10 protein-coding genes and 4 tRNA genes are annotated in these 15,112 nt (G+C 62.9%); 1 reads left to right on the forward strand and 13 read right to left on the reverse strand.

Features of this window, described 5'->3' with window-relative positions; translation table 11 throughout:
- Nucleotides 1–119 precede the first annotated feature (119 nt).
- The 3 genes from ACLV8F_RS21865 to ACLV8F_RS21875 are packed head-to-tail and all read right to left on the reverse strand — an operon-like array spanning nucleotide 120 to nucleotide 6,075.
- A complete protein-coding gene (locus tag ACLV8F_RS21865) occupies nucleotides 120–1,610 on the reverse strand; it encodes an efflux transporter outer membrane subunit (protein WP_411886307.1) in 1,491 nt (496 codons plus the stop codon).
- Complete coding sequence (locus tag ACLV8F_RS21870) at nucleotides 1,603–4,782, reverse strand: efflux RND transporter permease subunit (protein ID WP_411886308.1); 3,180 nt, start codon at nucleotides 4,780–4,782, stop codon at nucleotides 1,603–1,605. Before ACLV8F_RS21870 ends, ACLV8F_RS21865 begins: the two co-directional genes overlap by 8 nt.
- Before the next feature lie 12 nt (nucleotides 4,783–4,794).
- The gene (locus ACLV8F_RS21875; RefSeq protein WP_411886309.1) at nucleotides 4,795–6,075 is read right to left on the reverse strand and encodes an efflux RND transporter periplasmic adaptor subunit; all 1,281 of its coding nucleotides are present in this window, start codon (nucleotides 6,073–6,075) and stop codon (nucleotides 4,795–4,797) included.
- Nucleotides 6,076–6,249: 174 nt separating this feature from the next.
- Between ACLV8F_RS21875 and ACLV8F_RS21880 the strand changes: the two genes are divergently transcribed.
- Nucleotides 6,250–6,930, forward strand: coding sequence for a TetR family transcriptional regulator (locus ACLV8F_RS21880; protein WP_411886310.1), 681 nt, complete (start codon nucleotides 6,250–6,252; stop codon nucleotides 6,928–6,930).
- An 8-nt stretch (nucleotides 6,931–6,938) separates the two neighbouring features.
- Here ACLV8F_RS21880 and ACLV8F_RS21885 read toward each other — a convergent pair whose 3' ends face one another.
- The 10 genes from ACLV8F_RS21885 to ACLV8F_RS21930 all read right to left on the reverse strand — a co-directional run.
- Nucleotides 6,939–7,571, reverse strand: coding sequence for a DUF6806 family protein (locus ACLV8F_RS21885; protein WP_411886311.1), 633 nt, complete (start codon nucleotides 7,569–7,571; stop codon nucleotides 6,939–6,941).
- Between the two features lie 61 nt (nucleotides 7,572–7,632).
- Nucleotides 7,633–7,725 (reverse strand) — tRNA-Leu (locus tag ACLV8F_RS21890).
- A gap of 105 nt (nucleotides 7,726–7,830) precedes the next feature.
- Nucleotides 7,831–7,904 (reverse strand) — tRNA-Cys (locus ACLV8F_RS21895).
- Nucleotides 7,905–8,001: 97 nt separating this feature from the next.
- Nucleotides 8,002–8,077: transfer RNA gene (locus tag ACLV8F_RS21900), tRNA-Gly, on the reverse strand.
- A gap of 71 nt (nucleotides 8,078–8,148) precedes the next feature.
- Entirely contained in the window at nucleotides 8,149–10,578 is a 2,430-nt protein-coding gene (gene lon, locus ACLV8F_RS21905; RefSeq protein ID WP_411886312.1) for an endopeptidase La, read from the reverse strand.
- Between the two features lie 115 nt (nucleotides 10,579–10,693).
- Nucleotides 10,694–11,959 carry an ATP-dependent Clp protease ATP-binding subunit ClpX gene (clpX, locus tag ACLV8F_RS21910; protein WP_411886313.1) on the reverse strand — a complete coding sequence of 422 codons (1,266 nt, stop codon included), beginning with the start codon at nucleotides 11,957–11,959 and terminating at the stop codon, nucleotides 10,694–10,696.
- Nucleotides 11,960–12,122: 163 nt separating this feature from the next.
- Nucleotides 12,123–12,779, reverse strand: coding sequence for an ATP-dependent Clp endopeptidase proteolytic subunit ClpP (gene clpP, locus ACLV8F_RS21915; RefSeq protein WP_305790672.1), 657 nt, complete (start codon nucleotides 12,777–12,779; stop codon nucleotides 12,123–12,125).
- A 161-nt stretch (nucleotides 12,780–12,940) separates the two neighbouring features.
- Nucleotides 12,941–14,251, reverse strand: coding sequence for a trigger factor (gene tig / locus ACLV8F_RS21920; RefSeq protein ID WP_411886314.1), 1,311 nt, complete (start codon nucleotides 14,249–14,251; stop codon nucleotides 12,941–12,943).
- A gap of 115 nt (nucleotides 14,252–14,366) precedes the next feature.
- A tRNA-Leu gene (locus ACLV8F_RS21925) sits at nucleotides 14,367–14,453 on the reverse strand.
- A 119-nt stretch (nucleotides 14,454–14,572) separates the two neighbouring features.
- A partial coding sequence (locus ACLV8F_RS21930; RefSeq protein WP_411886315.1) for an efflux RND transporter permease subunit occupies nucleotides 14,573–15,112 on the reverse strand: 540 nt, incomplete at its 5' end.

Consider the following 15,112-nt stretch of genomic DNA (forward strand, 5'->3'; position numbering starts at 1 on the left):
CCTTGGCTGATGCTTCGGTGGGCATGGATACATCCGGCACACTTGCTCACAACTGAGCGGGCAAAAAAAAGCCCGCCCTTAAACGGGGCGGGCGGCTGTGAACCGTGCGGGAAAGCAGGTCAGCGGCTAAGCTGGGTGTCCGCTTTCAGGCTCAGTGCTTCTTCCGGGGGCGGTTCTTTCCAGCCGCCACCCAGCGTTTTGTACAGCGTGACCTGGCTCTGCAGCTGGGCCAGGCGGGTTTGCACCACGGCAAGGCGCGCGGCGAACAGCGCGCGCTGCGCGTCGAGCTGGTCCAGGTAGCTGGCAATGCCGTTCTGGTAGCGCAGGTCGGCCAGCTTGAAGCGCGTGGCTTCGGAGTTGGCCTGGGCCTGCTGGGCGCGCAGCTGCTCGCCCAGCGTGGCGCGGCCGGCCAGGGCATCGGCCACTTCGCGGAAAGCCGTCTGGACGGATTTCTCATACTGGGCGACGGCGATGTCGCGCCCGGCGTTGGCCGAATCCAGGCCCGCGCGGTTGCGGCCCGCGTCAAACAGCGGCAGGATCAGCTGCGGCGCCAGGGTCCAGCCGTAAGAGCCGCTCTTGAACAGGCCCGACAGATGCGAGCTGGCGCTGCCGGCGCTGGCCGTGAGCGAGATGCGCGGGAAAAACGCTGCGCGCGCCGCACCAATGTCGGCATTGGCGGCCAGCAGTTGCTGCTCGGCCTGGCGCACGTCGGGCCGGCGGGTCAGCAGGTCGGACGGCAGACCCGCCGGCACGTCGACCATCATGGGCGCATCAGACAGACCCTTGCCGGCCGGCAAGGCCACCGCGAGCTCGCCCGTGAGGGGCTGGCCCAGCAACAGCGTCAGGGCGTTCTGGTCCAGCGCGCGTTGGCGCACCTGCTGGGCCAGCGCGACGCGGGCGCCTTCGGTGACCGACTCGGCCTGGCGGTAGTCCAGTTCGGAAGTCACGCCGTTGTTAAAACGCAGCTTGCTGAGCTTGAGCGACTCTTCGCGCGTGGCCAGCGTCTGCTGCGTGATCGCCAGCAGTTCCTCGTCGGCCAGCAACGCAAGATAGGTGTTGGCCACCGCGGCGATCAGGCTGATCTGCGTGGTCTTGCGCCCTTCTTCCGTCGCCAGGTATTGCGCCAACGCGGCCTCTTTCAGGCTGGCGACGCGGCCGAAAAAGTCCAGCTCATAGGACGTCATCAGCAAACCGCCGGTGTAGGCGCTGCTGATGCTGCCGTTGCCGTTGGCATTGGGCTGGCGCGAACCGGTGATGCCGGCGCTGATGGTCGGGAACTGGTCGGCGCGCCGGATACCGTACTGCGCGCGCGCCTGCTCGATGTTGAGCACGGCGATGCGCAGGTCGCGGTTGTTGCGCAGCGCGGCGTCGATGAGCTTGCGCAATTGCGGGTCGCTGAAAAACGCCTGCCACTCGATGTCGGCCGCGGCCGGCGTGTTGGGCGTGGCCTGCGTCTGCGCCGACTCGGCGATCCAGCCCGAGGTGGTGGGGTATTGGTCGGCCACCGGGGCGGCCGGCCGCTCGTACTTCGGGATCATGGAGCAGCCGGCGAGCAGCACCGCCGCGCCCAGCGCCGCAAGCGGCGAAAGCCTGGATGGGAATTTACTCATGGGCCTTACCTTCATTTCCTTCCTCTCCGGTGATGCCTGCCGCCTTGGCATGCTCCGAATACATCCTGTTTTGCCGTTCGCTGCCCTTGAAGAGGCCGCGCACCACCACAAAGAACACGGGGACGAATATCACCGCAAGGGCCGTGCCGGTGATCATGCCGCCTATGACGCCGGTGCCGATGGCGCGCTGGCTCGCGGAGCCCGCGCCCGAAGCCAGCACCAGCGGCAGCACACCCAGGCCGAAGGCCAGCGAGGTCATGACGATGGGGCGGAACCGCAGGTGGGCCGCCGCCAGGGCGGACTCGATCACGCCCTTGCCCTGGGCCTGCAGGTCCTTGGCGAACTCGATGATCAGAATCGCGTTCTTCGCCGACAGGCCGATGATGGTGATCAGGCCGACCTGGAAGTACACGTCGTTGGCGTAGCCGCGGAACAAGGTCGCCAGCAGCACGCCGATCACGCCCAGCGGCACGACCAGGATCACCGCCAGCGGGATGCTCCAGCTTTCGTACAGCGCGGCCAGGCACAGGAACACCGCCAGGATGGCGAAGCCGTAAAGCAGCGTGGCTTGCGAGCCGGCGAGTTTTTCTTCGCGCGACTGGCCCGTCCATTCAAAGCCGAAGCCTTGCGGCAGCTGCGCCGCGAGCTTTTCCATCTCGGCCATGGCGGCGCCCGTGCTGTAGCCCGGCGCGGCGGTGCCGCCTATGCGCATCGCGGGGTAGCCGTTGTAGCGCACCGTCTGCATCGCCCCCGTGATCCAGCGCGTGCTGGCAAAGGCCGACAGCGGCACCGGCTGCCCCTTGTTGTTGCTGGCGTTCAGCCTGAGCAGGTCTTCGGGCTGCATGCGCGCGGGCGCATCGGCCTGCACCACCACGCGCTGCAGGCGCCCTTGGTTGGGGAAGTCGTTGATGTAACTGGAGCCCAGCGAGGTCGACAGCACCGAGTTGATCGAGTCGAAAGTCACGCCCAGCGCGTTGGCCTTGTCGCGGTCTATGTCGATCTGCAGCTGCGGCGCGTCTTCCAGGCCGTCGGGGCGCACCTGCGCGAGCACCGGGCTCTTGGCGGTAAGGCCCAGCAGCTGGTTGCGCGCATTGACGAGGGCCTGGTGACCCGCGCCGCCGCGGTCCTGCAGGCGGAAGCTGAAGCCCGAAGCCGTACCGAGTTCGGGAATCGGCGGCGGGCTCAGCGGGTAGATGAACGCATCGCGCACGCCCATGAGCGCACCGAAGGCGCGGCCCGCCACGGCGCTGGCCGAGTGCGCTTCGCCGTCGCGCTCTTTCCAGTCCTTGAGCGTCACGAAAGCGAGCGCCGCATTCTGGCCCTGGCCCGAGAAGCTGAAGCCCAGCACCCCGACCATGCTTTCAACTTCGGGCTGCTTGAGCATGAAGGCCTCGACGGTCTGCATGACGGAGAGCGTGCGCTCGTAGGTCGCACCCGGCGGCAGCTGCACATTCACCAGCAGGTTGCCCTGGTCTTCGTTGGGCAGGAAGGACGTTGGCAAACGCAGGTAGACCACCGCGACCGCGCCGATGATGGCGACGTAAATGATGAGGTAACGCGCCGCGCGCTTGAGGATGCGCGCGACCACGCTTTCATAGCCCTTGGCCGTGCGCGAGAAGCCGCGGTTGAACCAGCCGAAGAAACCGGTCTTGGCATGGTGGTGCCCGGCCTCGACGGGCTTGAGCAGCGTCGCGCACAGCGCCGGCGTGAGCGACAGGGCCATGAAGGCCGAGAAGGCGATGGACGACACCATCACCGCCGAGAACTGGCGGTAGATATTGCCGGTCGAACCCGCGAAGAAAGCCAGCGGCACGAACACCGAGATCAGCACCACGGTCACGCCGATGATGGCGCCCGAGATCTGGCCCATGGCTTTGCGGGTGGCCTCCAGCGGCGGCAGGCCCTCCTCGGTCATGATGCGTTCGACGTTCTCGACCACCACGATCGCATCGTCCACCACGATACCGATCACCAGCACCATGCCGAACATGGTCAGCACGTTGATCGAGAACCCGAGCGCCAGCAGCGTGGCGAAGGTGCCCAGCAATGCGATAGGCACCACGATGGTCGGGATGATGGTGTAGCGCCAGTTCTGCAGGAACAGGAACATCACCAGGAACACCAGCGCTACGGCTTCGAACAGCGTCTCGGCCACTTGCGAGATCGAAATCTTGACGAAGCGCGAGCTGTCGTAGGGGATGCTCCACTTCATGCCTTGCGGGAAATAACGCTCGAGCTCGGCCATCTTCTCGCGCACGGCCTTGGCCGAAGCCAGGGCATTGCCGCTGGGCGCGAGCTGAACGCCGATACCAATGGCTTGCTGGCCGTTCAGGCGCGCCGAGGTCGCGTAGGACTGGCCGCCCAGTTCGATGCGCGCCACATCTTTCAGGCGCACCGACGAGCCGTCGGTGTTGGCGCGCAGCACGATGTTGCCGAACTGCTCGATGTTGGCGAGCTGGCCGTTGACCACCACGGTGGCCGCGATGCCCTGCCCGGCCACGTTGGGCCGGTCACCTATGCTGCCGGCGGACACCTGGGCATTCTGGGCACGAATGGCATTGTTGACGTCGTTCGCCGAGAGGCTGACGCCGCGCAGCTTGGCCGGGTCCAGCCAGATGCGCATGGCACGCTCGGTGCCGAACAGCTGGGCCTGGCCGATGCCTTTGACGCGCTGCAGCTCGGGCACGATATTGCGCGAGGCATAGTCGCCGAGCGCCACCGGGTCATGCGCCGGATTGTCGGACGAGAGCATGGTAAACAGCAGGAAGTTGGCGCGCGACTTGTCGACGCGCACGCCTTGCTGCGTCACCGCAGCAGGCAGGCGCGGCGAGGCGCGCGAAAGCCGGTTCTGCACGTCCACCTGCGCCAGCTCGGGGTTGGTGCCGGGCTCGAAGCTCAGCGTGATGCTGCCCGAGCCGTCGGCCTGCGCGACCGATTCCATGTAGATGAGGCCGGGTGAACCGTTCATCTCTCGCTCGATCACCGACAGCACACTGTCCTCCAGCGTCTGGGCCGAAGCACCCGGGTAGGCGGTGTTGACGACAATGGCGGGCGGCGCCACGGGCGGGTACTGGGCGATCGGCAGCTGCGTGATCGCCACGCCGCCCACCACCAGGATGAACAGGGCGATCACCCAGGCAAAGATCGGCCGATCAATGAAAAACTTGGCCATGTGCTGGGCTCCTTACTTCGCTGCCGCGGATGCTGCGGAAGCGGCGGGTTTCGCGGCGGAAGCGGCCGGTGCCGCACCCGCCGGAGCGGAAGCCGCGCCCGCGGCGAGCTTGGCGCCGGGCGCCTGCCAGGGCACGGGCTTGACCGTGGCGCCGGGCTGCAGTTTCTGGAAGCCGTCGACCATGACCTGCTCGCCGGTCTTCAGGCCGTCCAGCACCACCCACTGGTTGCCCTGGGCCGAGCCGATCTTGATGGTGCGCGGGCTGACCTTGCCGTCTGCGCCCACCACCATGACCGTGTCGCCCTGGCCAGAGCGCGTGACCGCCTGCTGCGGCAAGGTGATGGCGTTGGTCGCCTGTGCCTGTTCAAGGCGCACACGCACATAAAGGCCCGGCAACAACTGGTTGCCGGGGTTGGGCACTTCGGCACGCAACGTCACCTGCCCGGTCGTGGCGTCCACCGTCAGATCGGAAAACAGCAGGCGGCCGGGGCGCGCGTATTCGGTGCCGTCTTCCAGCACGATGCGCACGCTGGCGGCTTCGGCGCCGCTGGCGCGCTTGAACTGCCCGCTTTCCATCGCGGCGCGCAGCTTCATGACCTCAGGCGCCGACTGCGTGAAGTTGACGTACATGGGATTGATCTGCTGGATCACCGCGAGCTGCGTGGCTTCGCCCTGCCCGACCAGCGCGCCTTCGGTCACCAGCGCCCGGCCGATGCGGCCGGAGATCGGCGCCGTCACCGAGGCATAACCCAGGTTGATATTGGCCGTCTGCACGCTGGCCTTGCCCACGGCGACGTCGGCTTCGGCCTGCTTCTGCGCGGCCACGGCGGTGGCGTATTCCTGTTTGCTGACAGCGTTGGCTTCGACCAGCGGCTTGTAGCGCTCGGCCAGCGAGCTGGCCTGCGCCAGGTTGGCTTCGGCACGCGCCTGGCCGGCCTTGGCGCTGGCGGCGGCCGCAGCGTAGGGCGCGGAATCAATGGCAAACAGCTGCTGGCCTTCCTTGACGTCGCTGCCCTCTCGGAACAGGCGCTTTTGCAAGATGCCGGCGGCGCGCGCCCTGACTTCTGCAATGCGCGAGGCCTCCAGGCGGCCGGGCAACTCGGTGACAAGGCCCACGTCGCCCTGGGTGACCGTGACCACACCGACTTCCGCCGGGGGCGGCGCACCACCGGGAGCGCTGGCGCCTTTGCCGCATCCGGCCAGCAGCAGTGCAAGCACCGCAGCCGCGGCGAGCGGCGTGTATTTCAGGAATTGGGGAGGCACAAACGAATGGGCAACGCGAGACTTGGGCATGCTATTCCTCGAATTTTTGGGAAAAAGGCGCAAAGCAGAAGGCGTGTTCGGCGAGTGAGGCACAGCTCTCCCACCGAAAACGAAAAGAATACGGGTTTTTGCGAGTGTTATAGTTTACATACATTTATGAATGTATAAAAAAGAATCCAAAAAAATGCATTTCAGGAGACATTGATGGCCCGTCGGACAAAAGAAGAAGCTCTGGCCACGCGCCACAAGCTGCTGGATGCGGCCGAGCACCTGTTTCAATGCCAGGGGGTTTCGCGCACCAGCCTGCAGGACATCGCCCGGCGTGCCGGCGCCACGCGCGGCGCGGTCTATTGGCACTTCAAGGACAAAGCCGATCTGTTCAACGCGATGATGGAGCGGGTCACGCTACCCATGGAAGAGTCGTTCAATCACGAGAACGAGCGGCAGGACGCCCCGGGCGAGGCCGGCCTCAATGCCATTGAGCGGATACGGCTCTCCACCGTCAATGCCCTGCGGCAGATCGTGACCGATACCCAGACGCGGCGGGTGTTCGAGGTGGCGACCCAAAAAGTCGAGTACGTGGAAGAACTCCAGGCTGTGCGCCTTCGCCACCTGACGGTGCGCAACGGCTTCCTGGAACGCATTCAGCAGGGGATGGCAACCGCCGCGGGCCAGATGAGCCTGAGCCTGCCGGTGTCGGCCTCGGTGGGCGCGCAAGGACTGCACGCCCTGATAGACGGGCTGATCCAGAACTGGTTGCTGGACCCGCAGGCCTTTGACCTGCTGGAAGTCGGCCAGTGCGCGATCGACGTTTATTTGCGCGGCCTGGGCTTTCCCGGCGAACTGCAAAGTACTGCGGCCCCTGGATGCCTTCCTACGCCCTAGAACGGGTTTTAATGCAGGTGCCGCGGCTTGCGGCCGCCACCGTGGCCTGAGCCGCCCTGCGGCCCGCCCAGACCCCGTGGCGGCTTGCCCAACTGCATGGAGTTGACGAGTGCGTCGAAGCGCTGCTCGAACAGCTTGTCGACCGCAGCAACGACCTCGCCGAGTTCGGAGCCGTCAAAATGGCGCTCCATCAGGCCGATCATGTCCTGCACCAGCAGGTCGCGCTGGACCTGCATGATGGCGGCCGGCGTCGGGCCGACGAAATACATCACGAAGTCGTCACGCGCCTCTTCCTCGTCGGCACCTTCTTCTTCATCGAAGTCGGCGTCGTAAAACGTCACCTCGATCGGGGCGCCCGCCTCCGCGAGGTCGTTGAGACCCATGCACATCTCGTCGAGCGCCTGGCGGAAGTCTTCGTCACCCGGCACCGTCCAGCACATCTGCAGCAAATGCTTGTGGACGTCGAACCGTATGCCCGGCTCTTCCTCATAAGCGCTCGCAGCGGCTGCCGCCAGGGATTTGGAGCCCGCGTACTTCCACAGCGGCTTCAGGGCCTCCTGCAGTTGCTCAAAGGTAACCTCCACGCGTAAAGGCACTTCGCCGTGCACGTGGATTTCAAAAGGTGTGTTGTAACGGGACATGATGGAATTTATCTTACCCAGTTTTCAAAGGCGCGCCCGGCGCATGGGTGGGTGGCCGCTGTGGTGCCTGAGACCGGAATCGAACCGGTACGCCCGCTATTCACGAAGCGGCGGATTTTAAGTCCGCTGTGTCTACCTATTTCACCACTCAGGCTCAAACGCTTTACTCAATACACCGTGCAAACTTCCGGCCCGGCGCCTCACAAGCTATTGTCAAACAAAAAAGCCCCATGGCTGGGGCTGATTACAAAGGCTTGGATGGAGGCGCGGCCCGGAGTCGAACCGGGCTAGCCGGATTTGCAATCCGGTACATAACCGCTTTGTTACCGCGCCGTATTCTGTCTGCCTCGGCAAGCCCGCTGGCTTGCCGATTATTTATATGAAACCCCCAATGAAAAAGGACAGCATTTTGAAGTGCTGCCCTTTAAATTGGAGCGGGAGAAGAGTCTCGAACTCTCGACCTCAACCTTGGCAAGGTTGCGCTCTACCAACTGAGCTACTCCCGCGATAACAGCCTCAAATTATAGCGCAGTTTTTTGGCTTTTCCAAATCGCCTTAAAAAAACTTTGCTGAAAGATCAATGCTTGACCGTGCCGGCGACTTCCGCCGGTGCGGCCGCAGCAGCCGGCGCGGCAACAGCGGCCTCTTCGTCGGTCAGGGGAACAGGCTGGCGTTCGAGCGCAACCTGAAGCACCTGGTCTATCCATTTCACCGGCACGATCTCCAGGCCGCTTTTAACGTTGTCGGGAATCTCCTGCAGGTCCTTGGCATTCTCTTCAGGGATCAGCACGGTCTTGATGCCGCCGCGCAAGGCCGCCAGCAGTTTTTCTTTCAGGCCGCCAATCGCGGTGACTTCACCGCGCAGCGTGATCTCACCGGTCATGGCCACGTCGCCGCGCACCGGGATGCCGGTCATCGCGGAAACAAAAGCCGTCGTCATCGCGGCGCCGGCGCTAGGGCCGTCCTTGGGCGTGGCACCGTCAGGCACGTGGATGTGGATGTCGCGTTTCTCGAACATCTCGTCCTTGATGCCTAGCATCTTGGAGCGGCTGCGCACCACCGTGCGCGCGGCTTCCACGGATTCCTTCATGACGTCGCCCAGCGATCCGGTACGCGTGATCACGCCCTTGCCGGGCATCATGGCGGCTTCGATCGTCAGCAGGTCGCCGCCGACTTCCGTCCATGCCAGGCCCACGACCTGGCCGACCTGGTTTTGCTGTTCGGCACGGCCGTAGTTGTACTTGCGCACACCCAGGAAATCATTGAGGTTGTCCGGCGTCACGACGACCTTGGGCGTCATCTTCTTGAGCTGTATTCCCTTGACGACCTTGCGGCAGATCTTGGAGAGTTCGCGTTCAAGCGAGCGCACACCGGCTTCGCGCGTGTAGTAGCGCACGATGTCGCGCACGGCCTGCTCCTGAACCTCCAGCTCTTCTTCTTTCACGCCGTTGTTCTTGACCTGCTTGGGCAGCAGGTAGCGCATGGCGATGCTGGTCTTCTCATCTTCGGTGTAGCCGGACAGGCGAATCACTTCCATGCGGTCCAGCAGGGCCGGCGGAATGTTCATCGAGTTCGAGGTGGCCACGAACATCACATCGCTCAGGTCGAAATCAACCTCGACGTAGTGGTCGCCAAAAGTGTGGTTCTGCTCCGGGTCCAGCACCTCCAGCAGGGCGCTGGAAGGGTCGCCGCGGAAGTCGGTGCCCAGCTTGTCGATCTCGTCGAGCAGGAACAGCGGGTTGCGCGTGCCGGCCTTGGTCAGGCTTTGCAGCACCTTGCCCGGCAAGGCGCCGATGTAGGTGCGGCGATGGCCGCGGATTTCAGCCTCGTCGCGCATGCCGCCCAGGGCCATGCGCACGTACTTGCGCCCGGTCGCCTTGGCGATCGACTGGCCCAGGGAGGTCTTGCCCACGCCGGGAGGCCCGACGAGGCACAGGATGGGCGCCTTGAGCTTGTCGACGCGTTGCTGCACCGCGAGATACTCGACGATGCGGTCCTTGACCTTCTCGAGCCCGTAATGGTCTTCATTGAGCACGTTCTCGGCATTGCCCAGGTCGTGCTTGATCTTGGTCTTCTTGCTCCAGGGCAGGCCGGTCAGCACGTCGATGTAGGTGCGCACCACGGTCGCTTCGGCGGACATGGGCGACATGAGCTTGAGCTTCTTGAGCTCGCTTTCGGCCTTTTTACGGGCTTCCTGCGGCATCTTGGCGGTCTTGATCTTCTTTTCGATCTCTTCGATGTCAGCGCCCTCTTCGCCTTCGCCCAGTTCCTTCTGGATGGCCTTGACCTGCTCGTTGAGATAGAAGTCGCGCTGGTTCTTTTCCATCTGGCGCTTCACGCGGCCGCGGATCTTCTTGTCGACGTTGAGGATGTCGACCTCGCGCTCGAGTTGCTCATAAAGGTTCTCGAGCCGCGCCTTGACGTTGGCCAGGTCCAGGATCACCTGTTTCGCGTCGAGCTTGAGCGGCAGGTGCGCGGCAATCGTGTCTGCGAGGCGGCCGGCATCGTCGATGCTGGAGATCGAAGTGAGGATTTCAGGCGGGATTTTTTTGTTCAGCTTGACGTAGTGGTCGAACTGCTGCATCACGGCGCGGCGCAAGGCCTCGATCTCACTGGTCTTGTCGCCAGCAATCACGGCCACCGTTTCGACGGGCGTCACGTTGGCGGAGAAATGCTGCTCGCCTTCCTCGATCTTGTTGACCGTAGCGCGTTGCTGGCCTTCAACCAGCACCTTCACGGTGCCGTCCGGCAACTTGAGCAGCTGCAGGATGGTGGCGACACAACCGACTTCGAACATGTCCTCAACCGAGGGCTCGTCCTTGGCGGCGGCCTTTTGCGCCACCAGCATGATGCGCCGCTCGGCCTCCATCGCCGACTCCAGCGCCTTGATGCTCTTGGGGCGGCCCACGAACAGCGGGATCACCATGTGCGGGAACACCACCACATCCCGCAAAGGCAGGAGGGGCAGGTCAATGGGGGTGGAAGGCAGTGAAGTTTGTCCGGACATATAAACCTTAAACGTTGGCCGTGGCAGCCAGTTGCATGGCCCGGCAAAACACAATCAACCCAGACATGGGGCGCGGTAAGCGCTTTTCAAGCATTCCGGCCTGCCTTTGTGGTGCTCAGGCTTTTTTGGCCGCTTCGCGGTACACCAGCAAGGGGGCCTTGTTCTCTTCAATTGTGGACTCGTCCACGACAACCTTGTCCACATTGCTGGCATTGGGCAGCTCAAACATGGTGTCGATCAGCGACTGTTCCAGGATGGAGCGCAAGCCGCGAGCACCCGTCTTGCGGGCCAGGGCCTTGCGGGCGATGGCCTTGAGCGCGGAGGGACGAATCTCGAGATCGACCCCTTCCATGGCCAGCAGCTTGCTGAACTGTTTGACCACGGCGTTTTTCGGCTCGGTCAGAATCTGCACCAGTGCGTCTTCGCTGAGTTCGGCCAGCGTGGCAACCACGGGCATGCGGCCGACCAGTTCAGGGATCAGGCCGAATTTGATCAGGTCTTCCGGTTCGACTTCCTTGAAGGCGTCGGTCAGCGTGCGTGATTTCTTGCTTTTGACGGTTGCCCCGAAACCCATGCCCGAGGCTTCCGTGCGGTTTTCAATGACCTTCTCCAGGCCGGCAAAAGCGCCGCCGCAGATGAACAGGATATTGGTGGTGTCCACCTGCAGGAAATCCTGGTTAGGGTGCTTGCGGCCGCCCTGCGGCGGCACCGAGGCCATGGTGCCTTCGATCAGCTTGAGCAGCGCCTGCTGCACGCCCTCGCCCGACACGTCGCGCGTGATGGACGGGTTGTCTGACTTGCGCGATATCTTGTCGATTTCGTCGATGTAAACGATGCCCTGCTGGGCGCGCTCAACTTCGTAGTTGCAGCTTTGCAGCAGCTTCTGGATGATGTTCTCGACGTCTTCACCCACATAACCGGCTTCAGTCAGCGTGGTGGCATCGGCCATCACAAAAGGAACGTTGAGCGTGCGCGCCAGCGTCTGGGCCAGCAGGGTCTTGCCTGAACCGGTGGGGCCAATCAGCAAGATATTGCTTTTGGTCAGCTCCACGTCGTCTTTTTTGGCTTTTTCCTTGTGGCGAAGGCGCTTGTAGTGGTTGTACACAGCCACGGCCAGCGTGCGCTTGGCCGGTTCCTGGCCGATCACGTAACCGTCAAGTGTTGCCTTGATTTCCGAGGGCGTAGGCAGGTCGGTGCGGGTTTCGCGCACATCTTCGCCGGCGGGGAGTTCGTCACGAATGATCTCGTTGCAGAGATCGATGCATTCGTCGCAGATGAATACCGAGGGGCCAGCGATCAGTTTTTTGACTTCGTGCTGACTTTTACCGCAAAAAGAGCAGTGCAAAGTCTTTTCGCTGGAGGAGCCTTTTTTCTCGGCCATTGGTGGGGATGCCTTTAAGGTGCCTGGAGGGAACTGTTACCTAATGATAACCAATAAAAAAACGGCGTTTCTGTTACAGAAAACGCCGTTGTTGCAGAGCAACTTCAGAGGGATTTCAGGCGATTTTGACCGGTTTTCACCGCATTGAGCCGCCTGGAAACGCTTAGGGCCGTTTGGCGATGACCTGGTCGACCAGGCCGTATTCCTTGGCTTCGTCCGCAAACATGAAATAGTCCCGTTCGGTATCGCGTTCAATCTTTTCAACCGGCTGACCGCAGTTAGCCGCCATGATCCGGTTGAGCTGGTCACGCGTCTTGAGGATGTCGCGGGCATGGATTTCAATGTCCGTGGCCTGCCCTTGCGCGCCGCCCGAAGGCTGGTGAATCATCACGCGCGAGTTGGGCAGCGAAAAACGTTTGCCCTTGGTGCCGGCCGACAGCAGGAAAGCGCCCATGCTGGCCGCCATGCCCACGCAGAGGGTGGAGACGTCGGGCTTGATGAACTGCATGGTGTCGTAAATCGCCATGCCGGCCGTCACGGAACCGCCCGGGGAGTTGATGTAGAAGGAAATGTCCTTGTCCGGGTTTTCGCTTTCCAGGAACAGGAGCTGGGCCACCACCAGGTTGGCCGTCTGGTCGTTGACCGGACCCACCAGGAAGATCACGCGCTCTTTGAGCAGACGCGAATAAATGTCGTAAGAGCGCTCGCCGCGGCCGGATTGCTCGATGACCATGGGCACCATGCCCAGGCCTTGCGCATCCTGGGCGCCGGCTTGCGGGCCGGTATAGGCGCCGCCATAAATACTGTTTCGGACCATCATGTTTTCTCCAGAGATGTTTGTACTGTACCCAAAAACTCTCGCCAGAGAGTTTTCAGCGAAGGCTAACAACTGCCCTCCTGGGCTTGTTATGCCGTAGCTAAAATAAATTGGGGCCTGCGCCGCAAAGCACAAGCCCCAATGTCAGCAAAGCCTGGGAAGAATCAGTTCTGGCCCATCAGGTCGTCAAAGGAAATGGCTTTTTCGGTGACCTTGGCTTTGCCCAGCACGAAGTCGGTGACGTTGTTTTCGATCACAACGGCTTCAACTTCGGCCATACGGCGGTTGTCGCTCAGGTACCAGCGCACCACGTCCTGCGGTTTTTCGTAGCTGGCGGCCAGCTCTTCGATGTGTGCCTTGAGCTGGTCGGGCTTGGCCTGCAGGTCGTTGCTGCGCACCAGTTCGGCCACCACCAGGCCCAGGCGCACGCGCTTTTCGGCTTGCGGGCGGAAGATTTCTTCGGGAATCGGCGCCTTGTCGGCGTCCTTGATGCCGCGCTGCTTGAGGTCGGCGCGGGCGCCTTCGACCATGCGGTCCAGTTCAGCCTGCACGCTGGACTTGGGCAGGTCGAGTTCGGCGTTGGCGACCAGCGCGTCCATCACGGCGTTCTTGTTGCGGGCCAGCAGGCGGAACTTGACTTCACGCTCGAGGTTTTTCTTGATGTCGGCGCGCAGGCCTTCAACCGTTGCCTCGGCGATGCCGAGCGACTTGGCCAATGCCTCGTTGACTTCAGGCAGGTGGGCGGCTTCGATCTTCTTGACCGTGACCAGGAAGTCGGCCTGTTTGCCGGCCACGTCCTTGCCGTGGTAGTCGGCGGGGAAGTTCAGCGGGAAGGTCTTGCTTTCGCCGCTTTTCATGCCGCGCACGGCGTCTTCGAATTCCTTGAGCATCTGTCCGTCGCCGATGAGGAACTGGTAGTCCTCGGCCTTGCCGCCGGCGAACGGTTCACCGTCGATCTTGCCTTCAAAGTCGATGGTGGCGCGGTCGCCGTCCTGCGCAGGCGCATCGGCGGCGCGCTGGGCGAAGGTGCGACGCTGCTTGCGCAGGATGTCCAGGGTCTTGTCGATGGCTGCGTCGCTGACGTCAGCGCTGACTTTTTCCACTTCGGCGCCCGACAGGTCGCCGATCTTGACTTCAGGGTAAACCTCAAACACCGCGTCGAACGCGAGTTCGCCTTCGGGAGCGCCCTCTTTTTCGCTGATGCGGGGCTGGCCGGCAACGCGCAGCTTGGCTTCGTTGGCGGCCATGGCGAAAGCTTCACCGACCTTGTCGTTCATGACCTCGTAATGCACCGAGTAACCGTAGCGCTGGGCCACCACGTTCATGGGGACCTTGCCGGGACGGAAGCCGTCCATCTTGACCGTGCGGGCCAGCTTCTTCAGGCGGGTGTCAACTTCCGACTGGATGGTGTTGACGGGCAGCGTGAGCGTCATTTTGCGCTCGAGCTTTTCAAGGGTTTCAACAGTCACGGCCATGATGGTCTTCCTAAGATCAAAAAATAGTCAAAACAGGTTTTCACCTGGCATGTCGCGGGGCTTCCGCAACGCCTGAGCGCATGAACGCAAAAATTGCCGTCCGCAAGCCTCAGGGTGGTGCGCGGGGGGGGACTCGAACCCCCACACCATTGCTGGCGTCAGGACCTAAACCTGGTGCGTCTACCAATTTCGCCACCCGCGCGCCGGAAATAAAAACGGGAATCCGAAAAACCTCCGAATCCCCGCTTGAAATCGGTCAACTCTCTATTTTAGCCGTTATCGGGCTCGAGTTTTGAGCCCGGGACCGGTGAGCAGAGAGAATCAGGCCGGCAAAGGCTTTTCGACCGCATGTGGTGGCTCGTCGCGTTTGACGCGGAACCACGCTGCATACATCGCCGGCAGAGCCAGCAAAGTCAGCACTGTCGCCACCACCAGCCCGCCCATGATGGCGACCGCCATCGGCCCCCAGAACACGCTGCGTGACAGCGGGATCATGGCCAGCACGGCCGCGGCAGCCGTCAACACGATGGGCCGCAGCCGGCGCACGGCAGATTCGACGATCGCGTCCCAGGCCGGCACGCCGCGGGCGCGGTCCTGCTCGATCTGGTCGATCAGGATCACGGAGTTGCGCTGGATCATGCCCATGAGCGCAATCACGCCCAGCAAGGCGACGAAGCCGAAAGGCCGCCCCAGCAGGATCAGCGCGGCGGCCACGCCGGCGATGCCCAGCGGGCCGGTCAGGAAGACCAGCATGGCGCGGCTGAAGCTGTGCAATTGCAGCATCAGCAGCGTGAAGGTGAGGAACAGCATGATGGGGATGCCGGCGGCGATCGACGACGAGCCCTTGCTGCTTTCTTCCAC

Origin of the sequence: Polaromonas sp. YR568 (assembly GCF_943369675.1) — a bacterium.
In the GTDB taxonomy this organism is placed as follows: domain Bacteria; phylum Pseudomonadota; class Gammaproteobacteria; order Burkholderiales; family Burkholderiaceae_C; genus Polaromonas.